The organism is Arhodomonas aquaeolei DSM 8974, assembly GCF_000374645.1.
Classification (GTDB): Bacteria; Pseudomonadota; Gammaproteobacteria; order Nitrococcales; family Nitrococcaceae; genus Arhodomonas; species Arhodomonas aquaeolei.
The window spans coordinates 11,822-31,157 of record NZ_KB894804.1; the positions used below are offsets into that span (position 1 = coordinate 11,822).

A 19,336-nucleotide genomic window follows, 5' to 3' on the forward strand; every position below is an offset into this window, starting at 1 on the left:
TTCTCAGGCGAGGCGCTTTCGGTCCGTCGAGGACGCGATCGCCATGGCCTCGCGATATTTCGCCACGGTGCGGCGGGCGACGTGTATCCCCTCGTCCTGCAGGATGGTGGCGATGCGGCTGTCACTGAGCGGGCGGCGCGGGTCCTCGCCGGCGATCAGGCGGCGGATACGCGCCCGTATCGCGGTGGCGGAGCACTCGCCGCCGTCGGCGGTCTGCACGTGCGAGGAGAAGAAGTACTTGAACTCGAAGGTCCCGCGCGGGGTGTGCATGTACTTGCGGTTGGTGATCCGCGAGATGGTGGATTCGTGCATCTCCACGGCCTCGGCGACCTCGCGCAGCACCAGCGGCTGCATGAACTCCTCGCCGCGTTCGAGGAAGTCGTGCTGGTGGTCGACAATGAAATGGGCCACGCGCAGGAGGGTGTCGTTGCGCGAACGCAGGCTCTTGATCAGCCAGCGCGCTTCCTGGAGGTGCTCGCGCATCAGGCTGTTCTCGCGGCTGCGGTCGGCGCGGCGGACCATGGCCGCATAGTCGGCGTTGATGCGGACACGGGGAAAGGCATCCGGGTTGATCTCCACCTGCCAGCGCCCGTCCTCGCGGCGGACGAAGACGTCGGGGATGACGTATTCCGTATTGTTGCTACCGTAGCGCAGGCCCGGGTGGGGGTCGAGCCCCCGGATCAGCTCGATGATGCCGCCCAGGGCCTCGTCGTCGAGCTGCATGCGGCGCTTGATCTGGGCGAGCTGCCGGTTGACCAGCAGATCCAGGTGCTCGTCGAGCAGCAACCGTGCCTGCGCGAGCCACGGGGTGTCCTCCGGCAGCTGCTCGAGCTGCAGGGCCAGGCATTCCCGGGGGTCACGCGCGGCCACGCCCACGGGGTCGAGTCGCTGCACCTCGCCGAGCACCTCGAGGAATTCCTCGTGGCCCACCGCCCAGTCCCCGGGCAGGGCCGCGAGAATGTCGGCCTCGTCGGTGTTCAGGTAGCCGTCGTCGCTGACCGCGTCGATGATCGCCTCGGCGATGGCGAATGCGCGGGGGGTGAATTCGCCGAGCTGGATCTGCCAGATCAGGTGCTCGCGCAGGCTCTCGCTGGCGGCGGCCAGGCGGGAGACCGGATCGTAGTCATCGTCCTCGCCGCTGCCGCGGCTCCAGGCCGTGGTGCCGTCGTAGATGTCGTCCCAGCTGCCGTCCACCGGCAGGTCGTCGCCCAGGCGCGTATCCTCGGTGTCCGTCGTTTCGGCGGCCGGCTCGCCGTCCGCCTGCCCGGCGCTGTCCCCGGTGCCGGCGTCCCGCAGGGCCTCTTCGGTGGTGGCCGCCTCGTGCTCGTCCTCGGTCTCGAGCATGAGGTTGGAGTCGAGCGCTTCCTGGATCTCGGCACGCAGCTCCAGCGTCGGCAGCTGCAGCAGGCGGATCGCCTGCTGCAGCTGGGGTGTCATTGTCAGCTGCTGACCGAGTCGGAGCTGGAGCGTCTGTTTCATGGGTCGTTCGTCAGCTCTCCGCTGGCCGGGCGGCCCGCGCCCGCTTGCCGCCATCGTAATGCAACAGGCAGCGGCCTTGCACCTGAGCGCGGGCGGTCACAGCCGGAAATCCTCGCCCAGATAGACGCGCTTGACCTGCTCGTCGGCGAGCACCGTCTGGGCGTCGCCCTCGGCAATCACCTCGCCGGCATTGAGGATGTAGGCGCGGTCGACGATGCCCAGGGTCTCGCGCACGTTGTGATCGGTGATCAGCACGCCGATACCGCGCTCGGCCAGGTGGCGGATGATCTGGCGGATGTCGTGCACGGAGATCGGGTCAACCCCGGCGAATGGCTCGTCGAGCAGTATCACGCGGGGGCGGGCCGCCAGCGCCCGGGCGATCTCCACCCGGCGGCGCTCGCCGCCGGAGAGGCTGATACCGGGCTGATCGCGGAGGTGGCCGACGCTGAACTCCTCGAGCAGCTCCTCCATCTCGTCGTGGCGCTGGCCGCGGTCGAGATCGCGGCGCAGCTCGAGCACCCCGAGGAGATTGTCAGCCACGGAGAGCTTGCGGAAGATCGACGCCTCCTGGGGCAGGTAACCCAGGCCGAGCCGGGCCCGGCGGTGCATGGGCAGCCGGCCGATCTCGCGACCGTCCAGGCGGATCTGTCCGGCATCGGGACGGATAAGGCCGACGATCATGTAAAAGCAGGTGGTCTTGCCCGCGCCGTTGGGCCCGAGCAGGCCCACGATCTCGCCGGGGGCGACCGCGAGTGCGGCGTCGCTGACCACGCTGCGCCGTCGATAGCGCTTGATCAGGCCGGTGGCCTCGAGGCGTCCCGTCTCCCCCATGCTCACTGCCCGTCGCCGCTGTTGTTGCCGCTGTCGTCCTTTTTGGGGAAGAGCGTGACCTGAACGCGCTGGTCCTTGCTGCTGTCCGCTTTCACCTGGTCGGCGGCAATGTCGTAGTTGACTGTCTCGCCGCGAAACTCGTCGCGCCCGCGGGTGAGCGTGGCACCGCCGGAGAGCTCGATGCGCTCCGGCGGCCCGGAGTAGTAGGTCATCGTCGGCGCCTCGGCGTCCACCGGCGTCTCGCGCTGCGGCGACTCGTCGTGGAAGGTCGCGGGTTCACCCTCGACCTCGATCCGGTCCAGGGTGTCGCCGTCGCCGCGGTAGACCCGCAGGACATCGCCCGTGATGCGCATCTGGCCGCGGGTGACGACGACGTTGCCGGTGTAGGTGCTTACACCGCGCACGTTGTCGAGCTCGCCGGTGTCGGCGCTCAGGTGCAGTGGCTGCTTGCTGCTGTCCTGCTGGGCGAGGGCGCAGCCGGCCACGGCGAGCAGGCAGGCCGCGAGCAGGCGAATCAGGCTATTCGGTCGCATAGGTCCCCCTGACTTTGGCGAGGAGTCTCACTTGTTGTCGGTCCATCCAGGCCCGCGCGCCGACACCGGTCATCTCGCTCGCGGGGGTGCGCAGTGTCACCGCCGCGTCGGTCTCCGCATAGTCCCGGGCAGGCTCCAGGGTGAGGGTGTCGGTGAGCAGGGTGAGTGGGTCCGGCGCCTCGCGGTGGAGCTCGACATCGCCGTTGAGCACGATGCGGCGCTCGTGATCGCCGATGGGCGTTGCCTCCGCGCGCCGGGCGCGGCCGTGCCACGGCCGCCCGTTGCGGCGCCCCTGCCAGCGCGGCTGCTGCATCTCCCAGCGATCGGCGCCGGGGAAGTAGGCGGCGCGCTGCGCACGGAGCTCGTCGCTGGGGTTGCCGTCCGCGTCGGTGGCGACGATGCGGACCTCGGTGGCGTAATAGCGGGCCTCGGGTTCGCGTACCGGCGGTGCCGTGCCGGTGCCGCCGTCGTCGCGGCCGCCGAAGGAGAACCACGCCAAGGCCACCAGCAGCGCGGTGACGACCAGCGGGAATGTCCGGCGGCTACGCTCGCGCATCGTCGCTCAGCCATGGCCGGAGGGCACCGCGCGCACCGAGGAGCAGCTCGCAGACCTCGCGGACGGCGCCGTCCCCGCCGCCGCGCCGGGTGACCCAGTGGGCGATGGCGCACACCGCAGGGTGGGCATTGGCGACGGCCACCGCGAGCCCGGCGGTGCGCATGGGGGCAAGGTCCACCAGGTCGTCGCCGACGAAGGCGCATGATTCCGTGGCCAGGCCGAGCGCATCCGCCAGCCCCGCGAGAGCGGTGGCCTTGTCGCGCACGCCCTGGTGGACGTGCTCGATGCGCAGCTCACGGGCCCGGGCCTCGACCGCGCCGGAGCGCCGGGCGGTGACAATGGCCACCGCGATGCCCGCTTCCCGGAGCATGGCGATGCCCTTGCCGTCGTGGATGTTGAAGCGCTTGAAGGGTTCGCCGTCGCCGCTGATGTAGACGCCGCCGTCGGTGAGTACGCCGTCCACGTCCAGTGCGAGCGCCCCGATACGCGCGGCGCGCTCGGCCACCGCCGCCGGTGGCGTGCCGCAGTAGGCGTGCTCGAAGGCGTCCACTACACCACCCCCGCGCGCAGCAGGTCGTGCATGTTCAGCGCCCCGACGATGTGGCGTTGCTCGTCGACCACGGGCAGCGCGTTGATACCGTGATTCTCCATCAGGGCAAGGGCTTCAGCGGCGAGGCGGTCCCGGCTGATGGTCCGCCCGCCGCGGGTCATCACCCTGTCCACCGGGGTGCGATGGACGTCCACCTCGTGGTCGAGGGCACGGCGCAGGTCGCCGTCGGTGAACACGCCGAGCAGGTGATCCTCGGCGTCGACCACCGCGGTCATGCCCAGGCCCTTGTTGGTCATCTCCACCAGGGCCTCGCCGAGCGGGGTCCCCGCCTGGACCCGGGGTATGCGCTCGCCGCCGTGCATGATGTCCTCGATGCGCAGCAGCAGCCGCCGTCCCAGTCGGCCGCCGGGGTGGGAGCGCGCGAAGTCCTCGCGGGTGAACCCTCGCGCCTCCAGCAGTGCCACCGCCAGGGCATCGCCCATGGCGAGCGCGGCGGTGGTGCTCGCGGTGGGGGCGAGGCCCAGCGGGCAGGCCTCCTCGGCCACACTGACGTCCAGGTGTACGCTCGCCGAGCGGGCCATGGTGGACTCCGGGCGGCCGGTGAGGGCGATCAGCGGCACCGACAGGCGCTTGATCAGCGGCAGGATGGTGGTGATCTCGTCGGTCTCGCCGGAGTTGGACAGGGCCAGCACGACGTCCCGCGGGGTGATCATGCCGAGGTCGCCATGGCTGGCCTCGCCCGGGTGGACGAAGAACGCGGGCGTTCCCGTGCTTGCTAGGGTGGCGGCGATCTTGCCGCCGACGTGGCCGGACTTGCCCATGCCCAGGACCACCACCCGCCCCTCGCACGCCAGCATGTACCGGCACGCGCGGGCGAATTCGGCGTCGATGCGTGAGGCGAGGGCGCGGACTGCCTCGGTTTCCACCTCGATGACCGCTTGGCCAAGGCTGCAGAGGTTCGCGTCCTCGTCCCGGGGGAGCTGTCTCTCGCTCATGCTGCTATGTCTCACACACGTAGAGTAACGCCTGATATCCAATATACGCTGCCAGCAGCAGCGCGCCCTCGATGCGGTTGATCCGCCCGTGACCGTAGCGGCTGAACGCCATCACCGCGAACACCAGCGTTATGCCGGCCATCACCGGGATGTCCCGGTACAGGGTCGCCGGGTCGCTGTCCAGCGGGTTGATGGCCCCGGCGACGCCCATCACGCCCAGCAGGTTGAACATGTTGGAGCCGATGACGTTGCCAATGGCGATGTCGTGCTCGCCCTTGCGTGCGCTGGCAAAGCTCGCGGCGAGCTCTGGCAGACTGGTGCCGAGGGCGACGATGGTCAGGCCGATGACCAGGTCGCTCACGCCGAGGGCCTCGGCAATGCTGACCGCCGCCCAGACCAGCGCGCGGGAGCTGGCGAGCAGTACCACGAGGCCGATGATCAGCCACAGGACGCTGGTGCCCAGGGGCTGGTCCGTCGGGATCTCGCTCTCGAACTCGGTGCTCAGCGGGTCCGGCTCCTCGCCGTTGCGGCCCTGTATCCCCATCCAGGCGAGCAGGGCCCCCATGCCGGCGAGCAGGAGCAGTCCCTCCCACCGTTCGAGCCGTCCGCCGAGCAGGAACAGAAAGGCGATGGCCATGATCGCGAACAGCATCGGGATCTCGCGGCGCAGCAGCCGCGAGCGGACCTGCAGGGGGACCATCAGCGCCGTGGCGCCGAGGATCAGCCCGACGTTGGTGATGTTCGAGCCGAGCGCGTTGCCAACCGCCAGCCCGGGGTTGCCCTGCCAGGCGGCGATCGCCGAGACCAGCATCTCCGGCGCCGAGGTGCCGATGCCGACAATGGTCAGCCCGATGATCAGCGTCGGTATGCCCAGGTGCCGCGCGGTGCCGGAGGCACCGATGACGAAGCGGTCGGCGCTCCAGGTGAGGGCGATGAAGCCGACGACGATGGTGAGCAGGGCTGGCAGCATGGGCGGTGTCGTCCCGGTTCGGGTGTTCAAAGCCGGCCATGATACGGCCCGGCTCCCGCGTGGGCCAGTATGCCCGGGTGGTGGGGCGTGTTGACTGGTTCGCGAGGGTGGCTGATACTGCCCGCCGCTTGCCACGCCGGGCGCCGCATTCCGGCCAGCCCCTTCCGGGAAGGATTCTGATGGGTACTGATACCGCCCCGGCCGAGGAGCCGCTCATCGAGATCCGGGACCTCCATTTCGCACGCGGCGAGCGTGCGATCTTCAGCGGTGTGGACATCACCGTCTACCGCGGTGAGGTGACCGCCATCATGGGCCCCAGCGGCACGGGCAAGACCACGCTGCTGCGGCTCATCGGCGGCCAGCTGCGCCCGGACGCGGGCGAGATCCGGGTCGCCGGCGAGCGTGTGGACCGCCTCTCGCGCCGCGCCCTCTACCGGCTGCGCCGGCGCATGGGCATGCTCTTCCAGGCCGGCGCGCTGTTCACCGATCTCACCTGCTACGAGAACGTCGCCTTCCCGCTGCGCGAGCACACGAGGCTGTCCGAGGCGCTGATCCACCAGCTCGTGCTGCTCAAGCTCGAGGCGGTCGGCCTGCGCGGCGCCCGTCATCTCTATCCGGCCGAACTTTCCGGCGGCATGGCGCGGCGCGTGGCACTCGCGCGGGCGATCGCCCTCGACCCGGAGCTGGTGATGTACGACGAACCCTTCTCCGGCCAGGACCCGATCTCCATGGGCGTGCTGGTGAAGCTGATCCGCGAACTCAATGATGCCCTGGGGCTCAGCAGCGTGGTGGTCTCCCACGACGTCGCAGAGACGGCCGCCATCGCCGACCGCATCCATGTCATCGCCGATGGCGAGGTGATCGCCTCGGGTTCGCCCGAGGCGCTGCGCGACACGGACTCGCCGTGGGTGCGCCAGTTCATGGATGCGCGGCCCGATGGTCCCGTGCCTTTCCACTATCCCGCACCGTCGCTGGCCGCCGAGACCCTCGGCGGGGAGGCGCCGTGATCCGCTGGCTGCAGGGCCTTGGGGCCTGGACCCTCGCGCGCATGGCCCGGCTTGGCCGGGCCTCGCTTTTCCTGCTGCGGGTGCTCGCGGGGCTGCCCGGGCTGCTCGCGCGCTTCCGCCTGCTCGTCCACCAGCTCTACTCGGTGGGCGTGCTCTCGCTGGTCATCATCGTCGTCTCCGGCATCTTCGTGGGTATGGTGCTGGGGCTTCAGGGACACAACACCCTGGTGGACTTCGGGGCCGAGGACTCCCTCGGCACCCTCGTGGCGCTGTCGCTGACCCGCGAGCTCGGGCCGGTGGTCACCGCGCTGCTGTTCGCCGGGCGCGCGGGCTCGGCGCTGACCGCCGAGATCGGCCTGATGAAGGCGACGGAGCAGCTCTCCAGCATGGAGATGATGGCCGTCGATCCCCATCGCCGCGTGGTCGCGCCGCGGCTCGCGGCCGGTGTGATCGCGATGCCGCTGCTCTCGGCCATCTTCACGCTGCTCGGCATCCTGTCGGCCTACGTCGTGGGCACCGAGCTGCTCGGCGTGGACGCCGGGGCCTACTGGTCGCAGATGCAGGCCAATGTCTCGTTCTACGACGACATCGCCAGTGGCATCATCAAGAGCCTGGTATTCGGCGTCGTGGCGAGCTGGATCGCCGTTTTCGAGGGCTTCGACTGCATGCCCACGTCGGAGGGCGTCAGCCGGGCCACGACCCACACGGTGGTGAATACCTCGCTGGCCGTGCTGGGGCTCGATTTCATTCTCACCGCCCTCATGTTCGACTAGGGCGGCCTATTTCCGGGTTTGGGGCATCATGGATAAGACACGCGCCATAGAGATCGCAGTGGGGCTGTTCGTGGTCGCCGGCCTGGCGGCGCTGACGGTGCTCGCCATGCGGGTGAGCAATATCACGGCGTTCCAGACCACCGAGGGCTACACGGTGATCGGCCACTTCCGCAACGTCGGCGGTCTGCGCGAGGGCGCGCCGGTGAAGATGGGCGGGGTGCAGGTGGGCCGGGTGAGCGGCATCAGCCTGGACACCGACACCTACGAGGCGCGTGTCGAGCTGACCATCGATTCGCGGTTCGACGACCTGCCCATGGATACCAGTGCGAGCGTTCTGACCTCGGGGCTGCTCGGTGAGCAGTACGTGGGGCTGGAGGCGGGTGGCATGCCCACCGCGCTGCAGCCCGGCGACGAGCTGATGCTCACCCAGTCGGCGATCGTGCTGGAGAAGATCATCGGGCAGTTCCTTTACAATAAGGCGTCCGGCTCGGACTCGGGCTCGGATGGCGGCACGGAGGGTAAGTGATGTTGCGACGGTTATGCCTGACACTCGCGCTGCTTCCGGTCGTGCTCGCACCGGCTCTGGCCGGTGCGGCGCAGCAGTCCCCGCAGGATCTGGTCAAGGACACCACCCACGAGGTGCTCGCTGCGCTGGAGGCGCACAAGCAGGAGATCAAGGGTGATCCCGGTGCGGTCTACCGCTTCGTCTCGGACCTGGTGTTGCCGCGCTTCGACTTCCAGCTGATGAGTCGGTTCGTGCTCGGTCGCCACTGGAACGACGCCTCCGCCGAGCAGCGCGCGCGTTTCGTCGAGGAGTTCAAGGGCCTGCTGATCCGCACCTACGGCACCTCGCTGTCGGAGTACAGCAACGAAAAGGTGAAGTTCCCGCCCATGAACGCGGATACTTCGCGCGGGCGGGTGACCGTGCCCACCGAGATCGTGCGCAGCGACGGTCCGCCGGTCCCCGTGAACTACAGCCTCTACAAGAACGACAGCGGGGAATGGAAGGTCTTCGACGTGGTCATCGAGGGTGTGAGCCTGGTCCAGAACTACCGCAGCAGCTTCGGCGACGAGGTCAGCCGCAACGGGCTGGACGCGCTCATCAAACGCCTCGCCGAACGCAATGCCGAGCGGGGGGTGCCGGGGTGAGTTCGGCGTCGCTGAGTAGCGACGACGCCGGGGTGTGCCGCGTCAGCGGTGCCCTCGGCTTCGACACGGTGACGCAGCTGCCGGCCTCGTTGCCCGGGGATGGGGACGTGGTCGCGGACCTCTCCGCCGTGGAGCGCGTCGACAGTGCGGGCCTCGCGCTGCTCCTGGAATGGGTGCGCACCGCGCGGGCCCGGGGCCGGAGTGTCGTCTTCCAGGGTGTTCCGGGGCAGCTCAGCGCGATCGCCCGGGTGAGCGGGGTGGATGAGATCCTGGCATTGGATCAGAATACGCCGTCCGATACCGGTGGGCGGGCCTGAGCGGTCCGTAACCGGCAATCGCACCGCAGAGCAAACGAGCGAGCATCATGGATTCCGAACGCATTCGCGAGATCATCGAGGCCGGCCTGACCGATGCCACCGTGCAGGTGGATGGGGACGGCGTGCATTTCCGGGCGCTGATCGTGAGCCCCGATTTCGAGGGGGTGCCACGGATCCGACAGCATCGGATGGTCAACGAGCTGCTGCGCGATCATATCGACAGCGAGGCGCTGCATGCGATCTCGCTGGTGACCCGGACGCCCGGACAGCACGACGCGTCCAATGGCTGAGGGCGTGCTAACGGTGGCCATGGACGGGGGCCGGCACGGCCGGCCGGGCGGGGCGTAATGGAGCGTCTGATCATTCGCGGCGGCGAGCCGCTGGACGGCGAGATCCGTATCTCGGGGGCCAAGAACGCGGCGTTGCCGATCCTGGCCGCGACCATGCTCGCCGATGGGCCCACCATGGTGGGCAACATCCCGCACCTGCACGACATCACCACGACGATGGAGCTGCTCGGGCGCATGGGCGTGCGTCTCACCGTCGACGAGCGCATGCGCATCGAGGTCGACCCGACCGGCATCCGAGAGTGCTACGCGCCCTACGAGCTGGTGAAGACCATGCGCGCCTCCATCCTGGTGCTCGGGCCGCTGCTCGCGCGCTACGGCGAGGCGGATGTGTCGCTGCCCGGCGGCTGCGCCATCGGCTCGCGGCCGGTGAACCTCCACGTCGAGGGGCTTCGCCAGATGGGGGCCGAGATCAGCGTCGACAGCGGCTATATCCGCGCACGCTGCAGCCGGCTCAAAGGGGCGCGCCTGGTCATGGACCTGGTGACCGTCACCGGCACGGAGAACCTGATGATGGCCGCGACCCTCGCCGAGGGCGTGACCGTCATCGAGAATGCGGCGCGCGAGCCGGAGGTGGTGGACCTGGCGAACTGCCTCAATGCCATGGGGGCGGATGTACGCGGCGCCGGCTCGGACACCATCGAGATACACGGCGTCGAGCGCCTCCACGGCACGCACTACGACGTCCTGCCAGACCGCATCGAGACCGGGACCTACCTTGTGGCCGCGGCGATGACCGGCGGGCGGGTCCGGCTCAAGGATACGGCCCCGGAGCTGCTGGACGCGGTCCTCGCCAAGCTCGGTGAGGCGGGTGCGGAGATCGCCGTCGAGGGGCGCACCATCGACCTCGCAATGCCCGGCGGGCGCCGGCCGCGGGCGGTGAACGTGCGCACGGCACCCTATCCCGCCTTCCCCACGGACATGCAGGCGCAGTTCTGTGCCCTCAATGCCGTGGCCGAGGGCGTGGGCATGGTCACCGAGACGGTCTTCGAGAACCGCTTCATGCACGTGCTCGAGCTCCAGCGTATGGGCGCCGACGTCCGCCTGGAGGGGCACACGGCGATATCCACCGGCGTTCCCCGGCTGACCGCCGCACCGGTGATGGCCACGGACCTCAGGGCCTCGGCGAGCCTGGTGCTCGCCGGCCTGGTGGCGGACGGCGAGACCTGCGTCGACCGCATCTACCATATCGACCGCGGCTACGAGTGCATCGAGGAGAAGCTCGCGCAGCTGGGCGCCAACATCCGCCGCGTGCCGGCCTGAGGCCCGCGGCCGATCAACCGGACGGTTATGCACGACCAAGACATGCTGACCATCGCGCTCTCCAAGGGGCGCATCCTCGAGGAGACCCTGCCGCTGCTTGCGGCGGCAGGCATTGAGCCGGCGGAGGACCCGGAGGCCAGCCGCCGGCTGGTGCTGCCCACCAACGATCCGGCGGTGCGCCTGGTCGTTGTCCGCGCCACCGATGTGCCGACCTATGTCGAGTACGGCGGCGCGGACCTCGGGGTGGCGGGCAAGGATGTGCTCCTGGAATACGGCGGCCAGGGGCTCTACGAGCCGCTGGACCTGGGCATCGCCCGTTGCCGGCTGATGGTGGCGGGGCGTCCGGGCAACGAGGCCTTGCGCCGGCCCCGGGTCGCCACCAAGTTCGTGAATATCACCCGGCGGTACTTTGCCGATCGCGGGCGTCAGGCGGAGCTGATCAAGCTCTACGGCTCCATGGAGCTGGCGCCGCTGGTGGGGTTGGCGGATCTCATCGTCGACCTCGTCGATACGGGCAACACCCTGCGTGCCAACGGCCTTGAGCCGCTGGAACCGATCGCCGACATCAGCTCGCGCCTGGTGGTCAACAAGGCCTCGATGAAGATGAAGTACCGCCGGATCCGGCCGCTGATCGAGGATCTCCGCCGCGCGGTGACCACCGCGGCGTGAGCCCGGGCGGCGTCCAGCAGCGAACACCCGCCCTGACCGGGCAAGGAGCCATCTGCCGATGCTTGAGATCACGCGCCTGAGCACTACCCAGCCCGACTTCTGGTCGAGCCTGGGCGCCCTCACGGAGTGGAACGACGGCGCGACCGCCCGGGTGGAGGAGGCCGTCGCCGAGATCCTCGCCCGCGTGGCGGCGGAGGGGGACGCGGCGCTGCTCGACTACAGCGCGCGTTTCGACCGCCTGAGCGTGGACAGCGTGGCCGCGCTGGAGGTGGGCCGGGTCGCGCAGGATCAGGCCCTGGCGTCGCTGCCCGGGGCCCAGCGCGAGGCGCTGGAGACCGCGGCCGAGCGTATCCGCGACTATCATCGCCGCCAGCTTGCCGAGTCCTGGGACTACGAGGACGGTCAGGGCAACCGCCTGGGACAGCAGGTGACGCCGCTGGGGCGCGTGGGTGTCTATGTGCCCGGCGGCAAGGCGGCCTATCCCTCGTCCGTGCTCATGAATACCCTGCCGGCCAAGGTCGCCGGCGTGGACGAGGTGATCATGGTCGTGCCGGCGCCGGACGGCGTGGTCAATCCGCTGGTGCTCGCCGCGGCACGCATCGCGGGCGTGGACCGGGTCTTCCGTCTCGGCGGGGCGCATGCGGTGGCGGCGCTCGCCTACGGTACGGACACCATCCCGGCGGTGGACAAGATCGTCGGTCCCGGCAACGCCTACGTCGCGGAGGCCAAGCGCCGCGTTTTCGGGCGGGTGGGCATCGACATGGTCGCCGGTCCGTCCGAGATCATGGTGATCTGCGATGGCCAGACCGAGGCCGACTGGATCGCCATGGATCTGTTCTCCCAGGCCGAGCACGACGAGGACGCCCGGGCGATCCTGGTCTGTCCGGACCCGCTGTTCCTCGATCAGGTGCAGGCGTCGATGGAGCGGCTGCTCCCGGAGATGGAGCGCTCGGAGATCATCCGCGCGGCCCTGTCTGCCCGCGGCGCGCTCATCTACGTGCGCGACCTCGCCGAGGCGGCGGCGGTCGCCAACCACGTTGCCCCGGAGCACCTAGAGCTCTCGGTGGTGGAACCGCGGCGCATGGCCGCGGGTATCCGTCACGCCGGAGCGGTCTTCCTGGGGCGCTACACGCCGGAGGCGGTGGGCGATTACTGCGCCGGCCCGAATCACGTGCTGCCGACCTCGCGCACCGCGCGCTTTGCCTCGCCGCTCGGCGTATACGACTTCCAGAAGCGCACCAGCCTGATCGAGTGCTCCGAGGCCGGCGGGGCCGCGCTCGGCCGGGTGGCCAGCGAGCTCGCACGCGGTGAGGGGCTCACCGCTCACGCCCGCTCCGCAGAGATGCGCGGCGAGTAGGTCCGGCGGCGGGGCGCGTTCAGCCCCCGCCCGTCGGGCGCCGGCCGATGGTCACGCGCCGGTTGAAGCGCCCGTCCCGGCCGATCCCGGCGACAACGGCCTCGCTGCCCGGGCTCAGTCCGCTGATACGGTTGAGCAGCTGGGTCGGTCCGTCCACCGGGTGTTCATCGATGGAGAGGATGACGTCCCCGGGCTGGATGCCGGCCTCGTGCGCAGGGCCGCCGCGGAGCACCCCGGCAATCAGTACCCCGCCGACGTCCGGCAGTGACAGCGTATCCGCCAGCGGCGGCGTCATCGGCTGGACCTGCACGCCGATCCAGCCGCGGGTGACATGCCCCTGTTCAATGAGCTCGCGCATCACGCCGCGGGCGAGGCTCACCGGGATGGCGAAGCCGATGCCCATGGAACCGCCGGAGCGGCTGTAGATCGCGGTGTTGATCCCCACCAGCTCGCCTGCGGCGTTGATCAGTGCGCCGCCGGAGTTGCCCGGGTTGATTGCCGCGTCGGTCTGTATGAAGTTCTCGAAGGTCGCCAGCCCCAGGTGGTCCCGGCCGGTGGCGCTGACGATCCCCTGGGTCACGGTCTGGCCGACTCCGAACGGGTTGCCCACGGCGAGGACGATGTCGCCCACCCGCAGCGCCGTCGAGTCACCGAAGGTGGCGTGGGGGAGTTCTCCGAGGCCGACGTCGAGTACGGCGAGATCGGTGTCCGGGTCGCTGCCCACCACCTCGGCGGTTGCCGCGCGTCCGTCGCTGAGCAGGACCTCGATGGCGTCGGCGTCGCGGACCACATGCTCATTGGTCAGCACGTAGCCGTCGGGGCTGACGATGACGCCGGAGCCCAGCGAGCGCTCCGGGCGCTGTTCCTTGGGGGCGCCGAAGAACCGCCGCAGCTGCGGGTCGTCGAAGAACGGGTGGTGGCGCTGCTCTGGTGCGCGGGTGGTATAGACGTTGACGACTGCGGGTGCGGCGCGCTCCACGGCGTCGGCGTATGACGCCGGGCGCGGCGGCGTGGGCGCGGAGCCGTCCGCCGACGGGGCCTCGCTGACCCGCACGACCGGTGCCGGCGGTGTGAACACCTCGGGGGCGAGCCATACCGCCGCCAGCGCGGCGAGGACGCCGACGACGACGTAGCGTAGTACGAAGCGGCCGATGCGGCTGCCTGGCATAGCGATATCTCCTGGTGTGCCCGGACCCGGCAGCCGCGCTACCATGGCCGTCTGCGCGGTGACGGGAGGCATTATGGTACAGATTCCGGAGCTCGTTCGTTACTGTGACGAGCTGCTCGCGAGCGCGGATTTCCGTGACTATGCACCCAACGGGCTGCAAGTCGAGGGCACCCGGCCGGTGCGCCGCCTCGTCTCGGCGGTCACGGCCACGCGGGACGTGATCGAGGAGGCCGAGGCCGCCGGCGCGGACGCGCTACTGGTGCATCACGGCTATTTCTGGAAGGGGGAGCCGGCGGCGCTGACCGGAATGAAGGGGGAGCGGGTGCGCCGGCTGATGACCGCGGGTATCTCGCTGCTCGCCTATCACCTGCCGCTGGATGCCCACGGCGAGCTCGGCAACAATGCCTGTCTCGGCGAGCGTCTCGGCCTGCAGGTCGAGTCGGTACAGCCGGCCGGCGGCGTGCCGGGGCTGCTCTGGTTCGGCACACCCGCGGAAGCGGGGCCCGAAGCGCTCGCCTCCCGTATCGAGACCGTCACCGGGCGCGCGCCCCTTCAGGTGGGGGCGGGACCCGGGCAGCTGCGGCGGGTGGCCTGGTGCACCGGTGCGGCCCAGGGCTTCCTGGGCGAGGCCGTCGCCCACGGCGCGGACGCCTTCATCAGCGGGGAGGTCTCGGAGCGGACCACCCACGAGGCCCGTGAGCTGGGTATCCACTATTTCGCCGCCGGTCACCACGCCACCGAGCGCTACGGCGTGCAGGCCCTGGGTGCCCGTCTCGCGGACGTGTTCGGCCTCGAACATCGCTATATCGAGGACGACAACCCCGTCTGAACAGCCAGCGGGGGATCTGGAAAGAACCATAAGAATCTGTATAAAAAGGGAAAAAACAACAACCTTTGGCCTTTTCGCTTGACGCTTCGCGGTCGATATTGGATCCTAAGGCGCCTTCGATGGGGCGATTGTAGCCGAGCGCCGCGTTTGCGCAGACCGCGGCGTCGCTGGATCTCCAGCCTTAACCCAACGTCAGGGGGACGTGCATGAATCAGGATGGCGCGGATAGGAGCAGACGCCGCTTCCTCACCGGCGCTGTAACCGTCGTGGGCGGTGCGGGCGTCGTGGCGACGGCTGTCCCGTTTCTGTCCTACTGGCAACCCAGCGCGCGGGCCAGGGCCGCTGGAGCGCCGGTGGAGGTGGACATCAGCAAGCTCAGGGCCGGGCAGCGCATATCCGTTGTCTGGCGGGGCAAACCAATCTGGGTATACCGGCGCAGCGAGGCCGCGGTCGATGAGCTGCCGCAGCTCAACGAGCGGTTGAGCGATCCGCAGTCCAAGGTGCCTTCCCAGCAGCCGCCGTACGCGCAGAACATCACCCGGTCGATACGCCCGGAGATCGGGGTCCTCATCCCCATCTGCACCCATCTCGGCTGTATCCCGCTGTACCGCCCGGAGGAGGGTAGCGTCGAGGCTTCCTGGCCCGGCGGCTTCTTCTGTCCGTGCCACGGCTCGAAGTACGACCTCGCCGGGCGCGTTTATTCGGGCATGCCGGCACCGCTGAACCTCCAGGTGCCGCCGTACTGGTATCCCGCGGAGAATAAGCTGATCGTCGGTGAGCATCAGGATGGGGGGGCAGCTTGATGAGTGAAGGCACGAAGACGACGGGGTTCGTGGGCTGGATCGATCGGCGTTTCCCCCTGACCCAGCTCTGGGAAGACCACCTGTCGAAGTACTACGCGCCGAAGAACTTCAACATCTGGTACTACTTCGGCTCGCTGGCACTGCTGGTGCTGGTCAACCAGATCCTCACCGGTATCTGGCTGACCATGAACTACAACCCGAGCGCGGAGGGCGCCTTCGACTCCGTGCTCTACATCATGCGCGACGTGCAGTGGGGCTGGCTTATCCGCTACATGCACTCCACGGGGGCCTCGGCCTTCTTCGTGGTCGTGTACCTGCACATGTTCCGCGCGTTGCTCTACGGCTCGTACAAGAAGCCGCGCGAGCTGCTGTGGATCTTCGGCATGCTGATCTACGTGGCGCTCATGGCGGAGGCCTTCATGGGCTACCTGCTGCCCTGGGGCCAGATGTCCTACTGGGGCGCACAGGTGATCACTTCCCTGTTCGGCGCGATCCCGGGCGTAGGCGACGCGTTGATGACCTGGATCCGGGGTGACTTCAACATCTCCGGCGTCACGCTGAACCGTTTCTTTGCGCTTCATGTGATCGCACTGCCGCTGGTGCTGGTCTTCCTGGTGGTTGCGCACATCCTCGCGCTGCACGAGGTGGGCTCGAACAACCCGGACGGGGTCGACATCAAGAAGAACAAGGACGCCAACGGCGTGCCGAAGGACGGTATTCCCTTCCATCCGTACTACACCGTCAAGGACCTCTTCGGTGTGGGCGTGTTCCTGTTCTTCTTCGCCGCCGTGGTGTTCTTCATGCCGTCGTTCGGCGGGCTGTTCCTCGAGCCGCCGAACTTCCAGCCGGCGGACCCGCTTCAGACCCCCGCGCATATCGCGCCGGTGTGGTACTTCACCGCCTTCTACTCGATCCTGCGCGCGGTGCCGGACAAGCTCATGGGCGTCATCGCGATGGGCACGGCGATCTTCCTCCTGTTCGTGCTGCCGTGGATCGACCGCGGGCCGGTGCGTTCGATCCGCTACCGTGGGTTCAGCTACAAGGTCGCTCTGGCGCTGTTCGCCGTCGCCTTCGTGGTGCTGAGCTACCTCGGGCTGCAGTCCCCGTCGATGATGATCATGGGGCTGTCCGTGAAGGGGTGGGCACGAATCGGCGGGGTCATGTACTTCGCGTTCTTCGTGTTCCTGTGGGTCTACACGTTCTTCGGTTTGGAGAAGACCAAGCCGGTGCCGGCAAGGGTGAAGCACTAATGAGAAAGTTTGCCGTGGCACTGCTGATCGCGCTGCTGCCGGGGATCGCTCTCGGCGCGGAAGGCGGGCAGCACCTGATGAACCCCGATGTCGACGTCTCCAACACGGCATCGCTGCAGCGCGGGGCGAAGTACTTCGCGAACTACTGCATGGGCTGTCATTCCCTGAAGTACCTGCGCTACAGCCGCATGGCCGAGGACCTGAACATCCCCGAGGACGTGGTCGAGAAGACCATGATCTGGGACGGCGGGCAGGTGCACTCGAAGATGATGAGTGCGATGGCCAGCGATGACGGCAAGAACTGGTTCGGCGCCGCGCCGCCGGACCTCTCGCTGACCGTGCGTGCGCGGGGTGCGGACTGGGTATACACCTATCTCAACACCTTCTACCGTGATCCCGAGTCGGATACCGGGGTTAACAACCTGACCCTGCCCGGGGCGTCCATGCCGCACGTGCTGTGGCAGCTGCAGGGCATGCCGGAGCCGGTTTACGGCGAGGGCAGCGGTGGTTCGCTGCACGTCAAGGAGGTCGAGGTCCCCGAGGGGGCCGGGCTGCTCAGCGAGGAGGAATATCACCAGGTCACCCGTGACATCACGAATTTCCTCGCCTATGCGGCGGAGCCCGTGCAGGCTGAGCGGGAGCGGCTCGGCGTCTGGGTCCTGCTGTTCATCGCGGTGTTCACCGCACTCGCCTACCTGCTCAAGCGCGAGTTCTGGAAGGACGTGCATTGATTATGGCTGGTGTGGCATGCGTGCCGGCCTGGGAGCGCTAGATGGCAGCGGTTAGTCGACGCTCGGTGATGACGCTCTTCTCGGGGCCGACGTGTATCTACAGCCACCGGATCCGTCTGGTGCTCGCCGAAAAGGGCATCTCGGTGGAGATCGTCGATGTCGAGCCCGGGGCGCCGATCCCCGAGGACCTCGCGGATCTCAATCCGTACGGGGAGGCGCCGACCCTGGTGGACCGTGATCTCGTGCTCTACGACACGAAGGTGATCGCGGAATACCTCGACGAGCGTTTCCCCCATCCGCCGCTGATGCCCGTGGACCCGGTTTCGCGGGCGAAGGCGCGGCTCGTGATCTCGCGGATCGAGCGTGACTGGGTGCAGAGCCTGGATGCGCTCGACGAGCTCACCGGGAAGGACGCGGAGAAGGGCCGCAAGGCCCTGGCCGAAAGCCTCGTCGCCAGCGACGAGGTCTTTGGCTCAGGCCTGCCGTTCTTCCTCAGCGAGGAGCTGTCGATGATGGACTGCGTCCTCGCGCCGCTGCTCTGGCGACTTCACCACTACGGGGTGGAGATTCCGGCGAGTGCGGAACACATCCAAGCCTACGCCAAGCGCCTGTTCGGCCGCGAGGCGTTTCAGAAGAGCCTGAGCGACGCCGAGCGGGCCATGCAGGCCGTTTAGCCGACTGCGACCGACGAGGGCTCATGACCCCGAAACGACCGTATCTTGTCCGCGCACTCTACGAGTGGATAGCGGACAATGGCCTGACTCCCTATCTCCTCGTGGACACCAGCGTGCCGGGTATCGAGGCACCGCTGGAGTATGCGGACAAGGGCAAGCTTGTGCTCAATGTCGCGCCCCGGGCGGTCCGCGGGCTCGATCTCGGTAACGAGTGGATCAGCTTCAATGCCCGCTTCGGTGGTGCTCCGCGGGACGTATTCCTGCCGGTGTCCGCGGTCCTGGCGATCTACGCCCGCGAGAACGGCCAGGGCATGCTCTTCGGTGAAGAGGACGAAGGCGGTGACGATCACGATCCGCCGCCGGATGGCGGCGGCGACGGCGACGGTAGCGGCACCGGTGGGGACGGCGGCGGCCGCAAGCCCCAGCTGCGCGTCGTGAAGTAGTGATCCCGCAGCGCCGCCGGCCCCGGCGGCGCTTCCTTCCCGTTCAGTCCGTACCGAACAGGGTGTGGTCGATCAGATCGCACAGGCAGTGGATGACCAGCAGGTGCACCTCCTGGATGCGGGCGGTGACCGTGGCCGGCACCCGGATCTCGACGTCCCCCTCGCCCAGCTGACCGGCGATAATGCCGCCGTCCCGCCCGGTCAGGGCCACGGTGTGCACGCCACGCTCCCGCGCCGCGCCCACGGCGGCAACCACGTTGTCGCTGTTGCCGCTGGTCGAGATCGCGAGCAGCACGTCCCCGGGCTGGCCGAGTGCCCGGACCTGGCGGGCGAAGACGTCCCGGTAGCTGTAGTCGTTCGCCACCGACGTGAGGGTGGAGCTGTCGGTGGTCAGCGCGATTGCGGGCAGCCCCGGGCGCTCCATTTCGAAGCGGTTCAGAAGCTCCGAGGAGAAGTGCTGGGCGTCTGCGGCGGAGCCGCCGTTGCCGCAGGAGAGGACCTTGTGCTCGGCCTGCAGGGCGGCGGCCATGCGCTGGCCGGCGGTGATGATGGCCGGGGTAAGCCGGTCCATCGCCATCTGCTTGGTGCGGATGCTCTCGTGGAATTGCTGCGAGACGCGCTCGTGTAGATCCATCGTTTGCC

General features: G+C 68.7%; 24 protein-coding genes. 15 read left to right on the forward strand and 9 right to left on the reverse strand.

The genetic code is table 11. The features are described 5' to 3' along the window. Positions 1 to 3: 3 nt before the first annotated feature. From C516_RS0106875 to C516_RS0106905, 7 genes are all read right to left on the reverse strand, one after another. Positions 4 to 1,479: an RNA polymerase factor sigma-54 gene (locus C516_RS0106875; RefSeq protein WP_018717626.1), complete on the reverse strand. Its 1,476-nt coding sequence runs from the start codon at positions 1,477 to 1,479 to the stop codon at positions 4 to 6. Positions 1,480 to 1,575: 96 nt separating this feature from the next. Further along, the gene (gene lptB / locus C516_RS0106880) at positions 1,576 to 2,310 is read right to left on the reverse strand and encodes an LPS export ABC transporter ATP-binding protein (RefSeq protein WP_040409324.1); all 735 of its coding nucleotides are present in this window, start codon (positions 2,308 to 2,310) and stop codon (positions 1,576 to 1,578) included. Between the two features lie 2 nt (positions 2,311 to 2,312). Continuing rightward, complete coding sequence (gene lptA, locus C516_RS0106885) at positions 2,313 to 2,843, reverse strand: lipopolysaccharide transport periplasmic protein LptA (RefSeq protein ID WP_018717628.1); 531 nt, start codon at positions 2,841 to 2,843, stop codon at positions 2,313 to 2,315. After that, the gene (gene lptC / locus C516_RS0106890) at positions 2,830 to 3,399 is read right to left on the reverse strand and encodes an LPS export ABC transporter periplasmic protein LptC (protein WP_018717629.1); all 570 of its coding nucleotides are present in this window, start codon (positions 3,397 to 3,399) and stop codon (positions 2,830 to 2,832) included. Before lptC ends, lptA begins: the two co-directional genes overlap by 14 nt. Then, positions 3,386 to 3,949: a KdsC family phosphatase gene (locus C516_RS0106895; RefSeq protein WP_018717630.1), complete on the reverse strand. Its 564-nt coding sequence runs from the start codon at positions 3,947 to 3,949 to the stop codon at positions 3,386 to 3,388. Before C516_RS0106895 ends, lptC begins: the two co-directional genes overlap by 14 nt. Further along, positions 3,949 to 4,944, reverse strand: coding sequence for a KpsF/GutQ family sugar-phosphate isomerase (locus tag C516_RS0106900; RefSeq protein ID WP_018717631.1), 996 nt, complete (start codon positions 4,942 to 4,944; stop codon positions 3,949 to 3,951). Before C516_RS0106900 ends, C516_RS0106895 begins: the two co-directional genes overlap by 1 nt. A gap of 4 nt (positions 4,945 to 4,948) precedes the next feature. Continuing rightward, positions 4,949 to 5,914, reverse strand: a complete 966-nt coding sequence (locus tag C516_RS0106905; protein ID WP_018717632.1) for a calcium/sodium antiporter — start codon at positions 5,912 to 5,914, stop codon at positions 4,949 to 4,951. 179 nt (positions 5,915 to 6,093) lie between these two features. Here C516_RS0106905 and C516_RS0106910 point away from each other — a divergent pair, with 179 nt between their 5' ends. The 9 genes from C516_RS0106910 to hisD are packed head-to-tail and all read left to right on the forward strand — an operon-like array spanning position 6,094 to position 12,796. Continuing rightward, positions 6,094 to 6,921, forward strand: a complete 828-nt coding sequence (locus tag C516_RS0106910; RefSeq protein WP_018717633.1) for an ABC transporter ATP-binding protein — start codon at positions 6,094 to 6,096, stop codon at positions 6,919 to 6,921. Further along, positions 6,918 to 7,694, forward strand: coding sequence for a lipid asymmetry maintenance ABC transporter permease subunit MlaE (gene mlaE / locus C516_RS0106915; protein WP_018717634.1), 777 nt, complete (start codon positions 6,918 to 6,920; stop codon positions 7,692 to 7,694). The genes C516_RS0106910 and mlaE overlap by 4 nt, the downstream gene beginning before the upstream one ends. A 28-nt stretch (positions 7,695 to 7,722) precedes the next feature. Beyond that, positions 7,723 to 8,220: an outer membrane lipid asymmetry maintenance protein MlaD gene (gene mlaD, locus C516_RS0106920; protein ID WP_026320995.1), complete on the forward strand. Its 498-nt coding sequence runs from the start codon at positions 7,723 to 7,725 to the stop codon at positions 8,218 to 8,220. Further along, the gene (locus C516_RS0106925) at positions 8,220 to 8,843 is read left to right on the forward strand and encodes an MlaC/ttg2D family ABC transporter substrate-binding protein (protein WP_018717636.1); all 624 of its coding nucleotides are present in this window, start codon (positions 8,220 to 8,222) and stop codon (positions 8,841 to 8,843) included. Before mlaD ends, C516_RS0106925 begins: the two co-directional genes overlap by 1 nt. Beyond that, positions 8,840 to 9,160, forward strand: coding sequence for an STAS domain-containing protein (locus tag C516_RS18875; RefSeq protein ID WP_018717637.1), 321 nt, complete (start codon positions 8,840 to 8,842; stop codon positions 9,158 to 9,160). Before C516_RS0106925 ends, C516_RS18875 begins: the two co-directional genes overlap by 4 nt. Positions 9,161 to 9,207: 47 nt before the next feature. After that, positions 9,208 to 9,450, forward strand: coding sequence for a BolA family protein (locus C516_RS0106935; RefSeq protein WP_018717638.1), 243 nt, complete (start codon positions 9,208 to 9,210; stop codon positions 9,448 to 9,450). A 57-nt stretch (positions 9,451 to 9,507) separates the two neighbouring features. Further along, positions 9,508 to 10,770 carry a UDP-N-acetylglucosamine 1-carboxyvinyltransferase gene (gene murA / locus C516_RS0106940; protein WP_018717639.1) on the forward strand — a complete coding sequence of 421 codons (1,263 nt, stop codon included), beginning with the start codon at positions 9,508 to 9,510 and terminating at the stop codon, positions 10,768 to 10,770. Positions 10,771 to 10,797: 27 nt separating this feature from the next. Then, positions 10,798 to 11,439, forward strand: a complete 642-nt coding sequence (gene hisG / locus C516_RS0106945; RefSeq protein ID WP_018717640.1) for an ATP phosphoribosyltransferase — start codon at positions 10,798 to 10,800, stop codon at positions 11,437 to 11,439. 58 nt (positions 11,440 to 11,497) lie between these two features. Then, positions 11,498 to 12,796, forward strand: a complete 1,299-nt coding sequence (hisD, locus tag C516_RS0106950) for a histidinol dehydrogenase (protein WP_018717641.1) — start codon at positions 11,498 to 11,500, stop codon at positions 12,794 to 12,796. A 19-nt stretch (positions 12,797 to 12,815) separates the two neighbouring features. Here hisD and C516_RS0106955 read toward each other — a convergent pair whose 3' ends face one another. Next, positions 12,816 to 13,964, reverse strand: a complete 1,149-nt coding sequence (locus tag C516_RS0106955; protein WP_018717642.1) for a trypsin-like peptidase domain-containing protein — start codon at positions 13,962 to 13,964, stop codon at positions 12,816 to 12,818. 73 nt (positions 13,965 to 14,037) lie between these two features. Between C516_RS0106955 and C516_RS0106960 the strand changes: the two genes are divergently transcribed. The 6 genes from C516_RS0106960 to C516_RS0106985 all read left to right on the forward strand — a co-directional run bounded on the left by C516_RS0106960 (position 14,038) and on the right by C516_RS0106985 (position 18,694). After that, on the forward strand, positions 14,038 to 14,793 hold the full coding sequence (locus tag C516_RS0106960) for a Nif3-like dinuclear metal center hexameric protein (protein ID WP_018717643.1): 756 nt from the start codon (positions 14,038 to 14,040) through the stop codon (positions 14,791 to 14,793). A 206-nt stretch (positions 14,794 to 14,999) separates the two neighbouring features. Beyond that, positions 15,000 to 15,596, forward strand: coding sequence for a ubiquinol-cytochrome c reductase iron-sulfur subunit (petA, locus tag C516_RS0106965; protein ID WP_026320998.1), 597 nt, complete (start codon positions 15,000 to 15,002; stop codon positions 15,594 to 15,596). Beyond that, entirely contained in the window at positions 15,596 to 16,846 is a 1,251-nt protein-coding gene (locus C516_RS0106970; RefSeq protein WP_018717645.1) for a cytochrome b, read from the forward strand. The genes petA and C516_RS0106970 overlap by 1 nt, the downstream gene beginning before the upstream one ends. Next, positions 16,846 to 17,577, forward strand: coding sequence for a cytochrome c1 (locus tag C516_RS0106975; RefSeq protein ID WP_018717646.1), 732 nt, complete (start codon positions 16,846 to 16,848; stop codon positions 17,575 to 17,577). The genes C516_RS0106970 and C516_RS0106975 overlap by 1 nt, the downstream gene beginning before the upstream one ends. Before the next feature lie 41 nt (positions 17,578 to 17,618). Further along, complete coding sequence (locus tag C516_RS0106980; protein WP_026320999.1) at positions 17,619 to 18,251, forward strand: glutathione S-transferase N-terminal domain-containing protein; 633 nt, start codon at positions 17,619 to 17,621, stop codon at positions 18,249 to 18,251. A 23-nt stretch (positions 18,252 to 18,274) separates the two neighbouring features. After that, the gene (locus C516_RS0106985) at positions 18,275 to 18,694 is read left to right on the forward strand and encodes a ClpXP protease specificity-enhancing factor (RefSeq protein WP_018717648.1); all 420 of its coding nucleotides are present in this window, start codon (positions 18,275 to 18,277) and stop codon (positions 18,692 to 18,694) included. A gap of 43 nt (positions 18,695 to 18,737) precedes the next feature. Here the strand turns inward: C516_RS0106985 and C516_RS0106990 are convergent, their stop codons facing one another. Continuing rightward, positions 18,738 to 19,328 (reverse strand): phosphoheptose isomerase, encoded by a 591-nt coding sequence (locus C516_RS0106990; protein ID WP_018717649.1) that lies wholly within the window; start codon positions 19,326 to 19,328, stop codon positions 18,738 to 18,740. Positions 19,329 to 19,336: the final 8 nt, after the last annotated feature.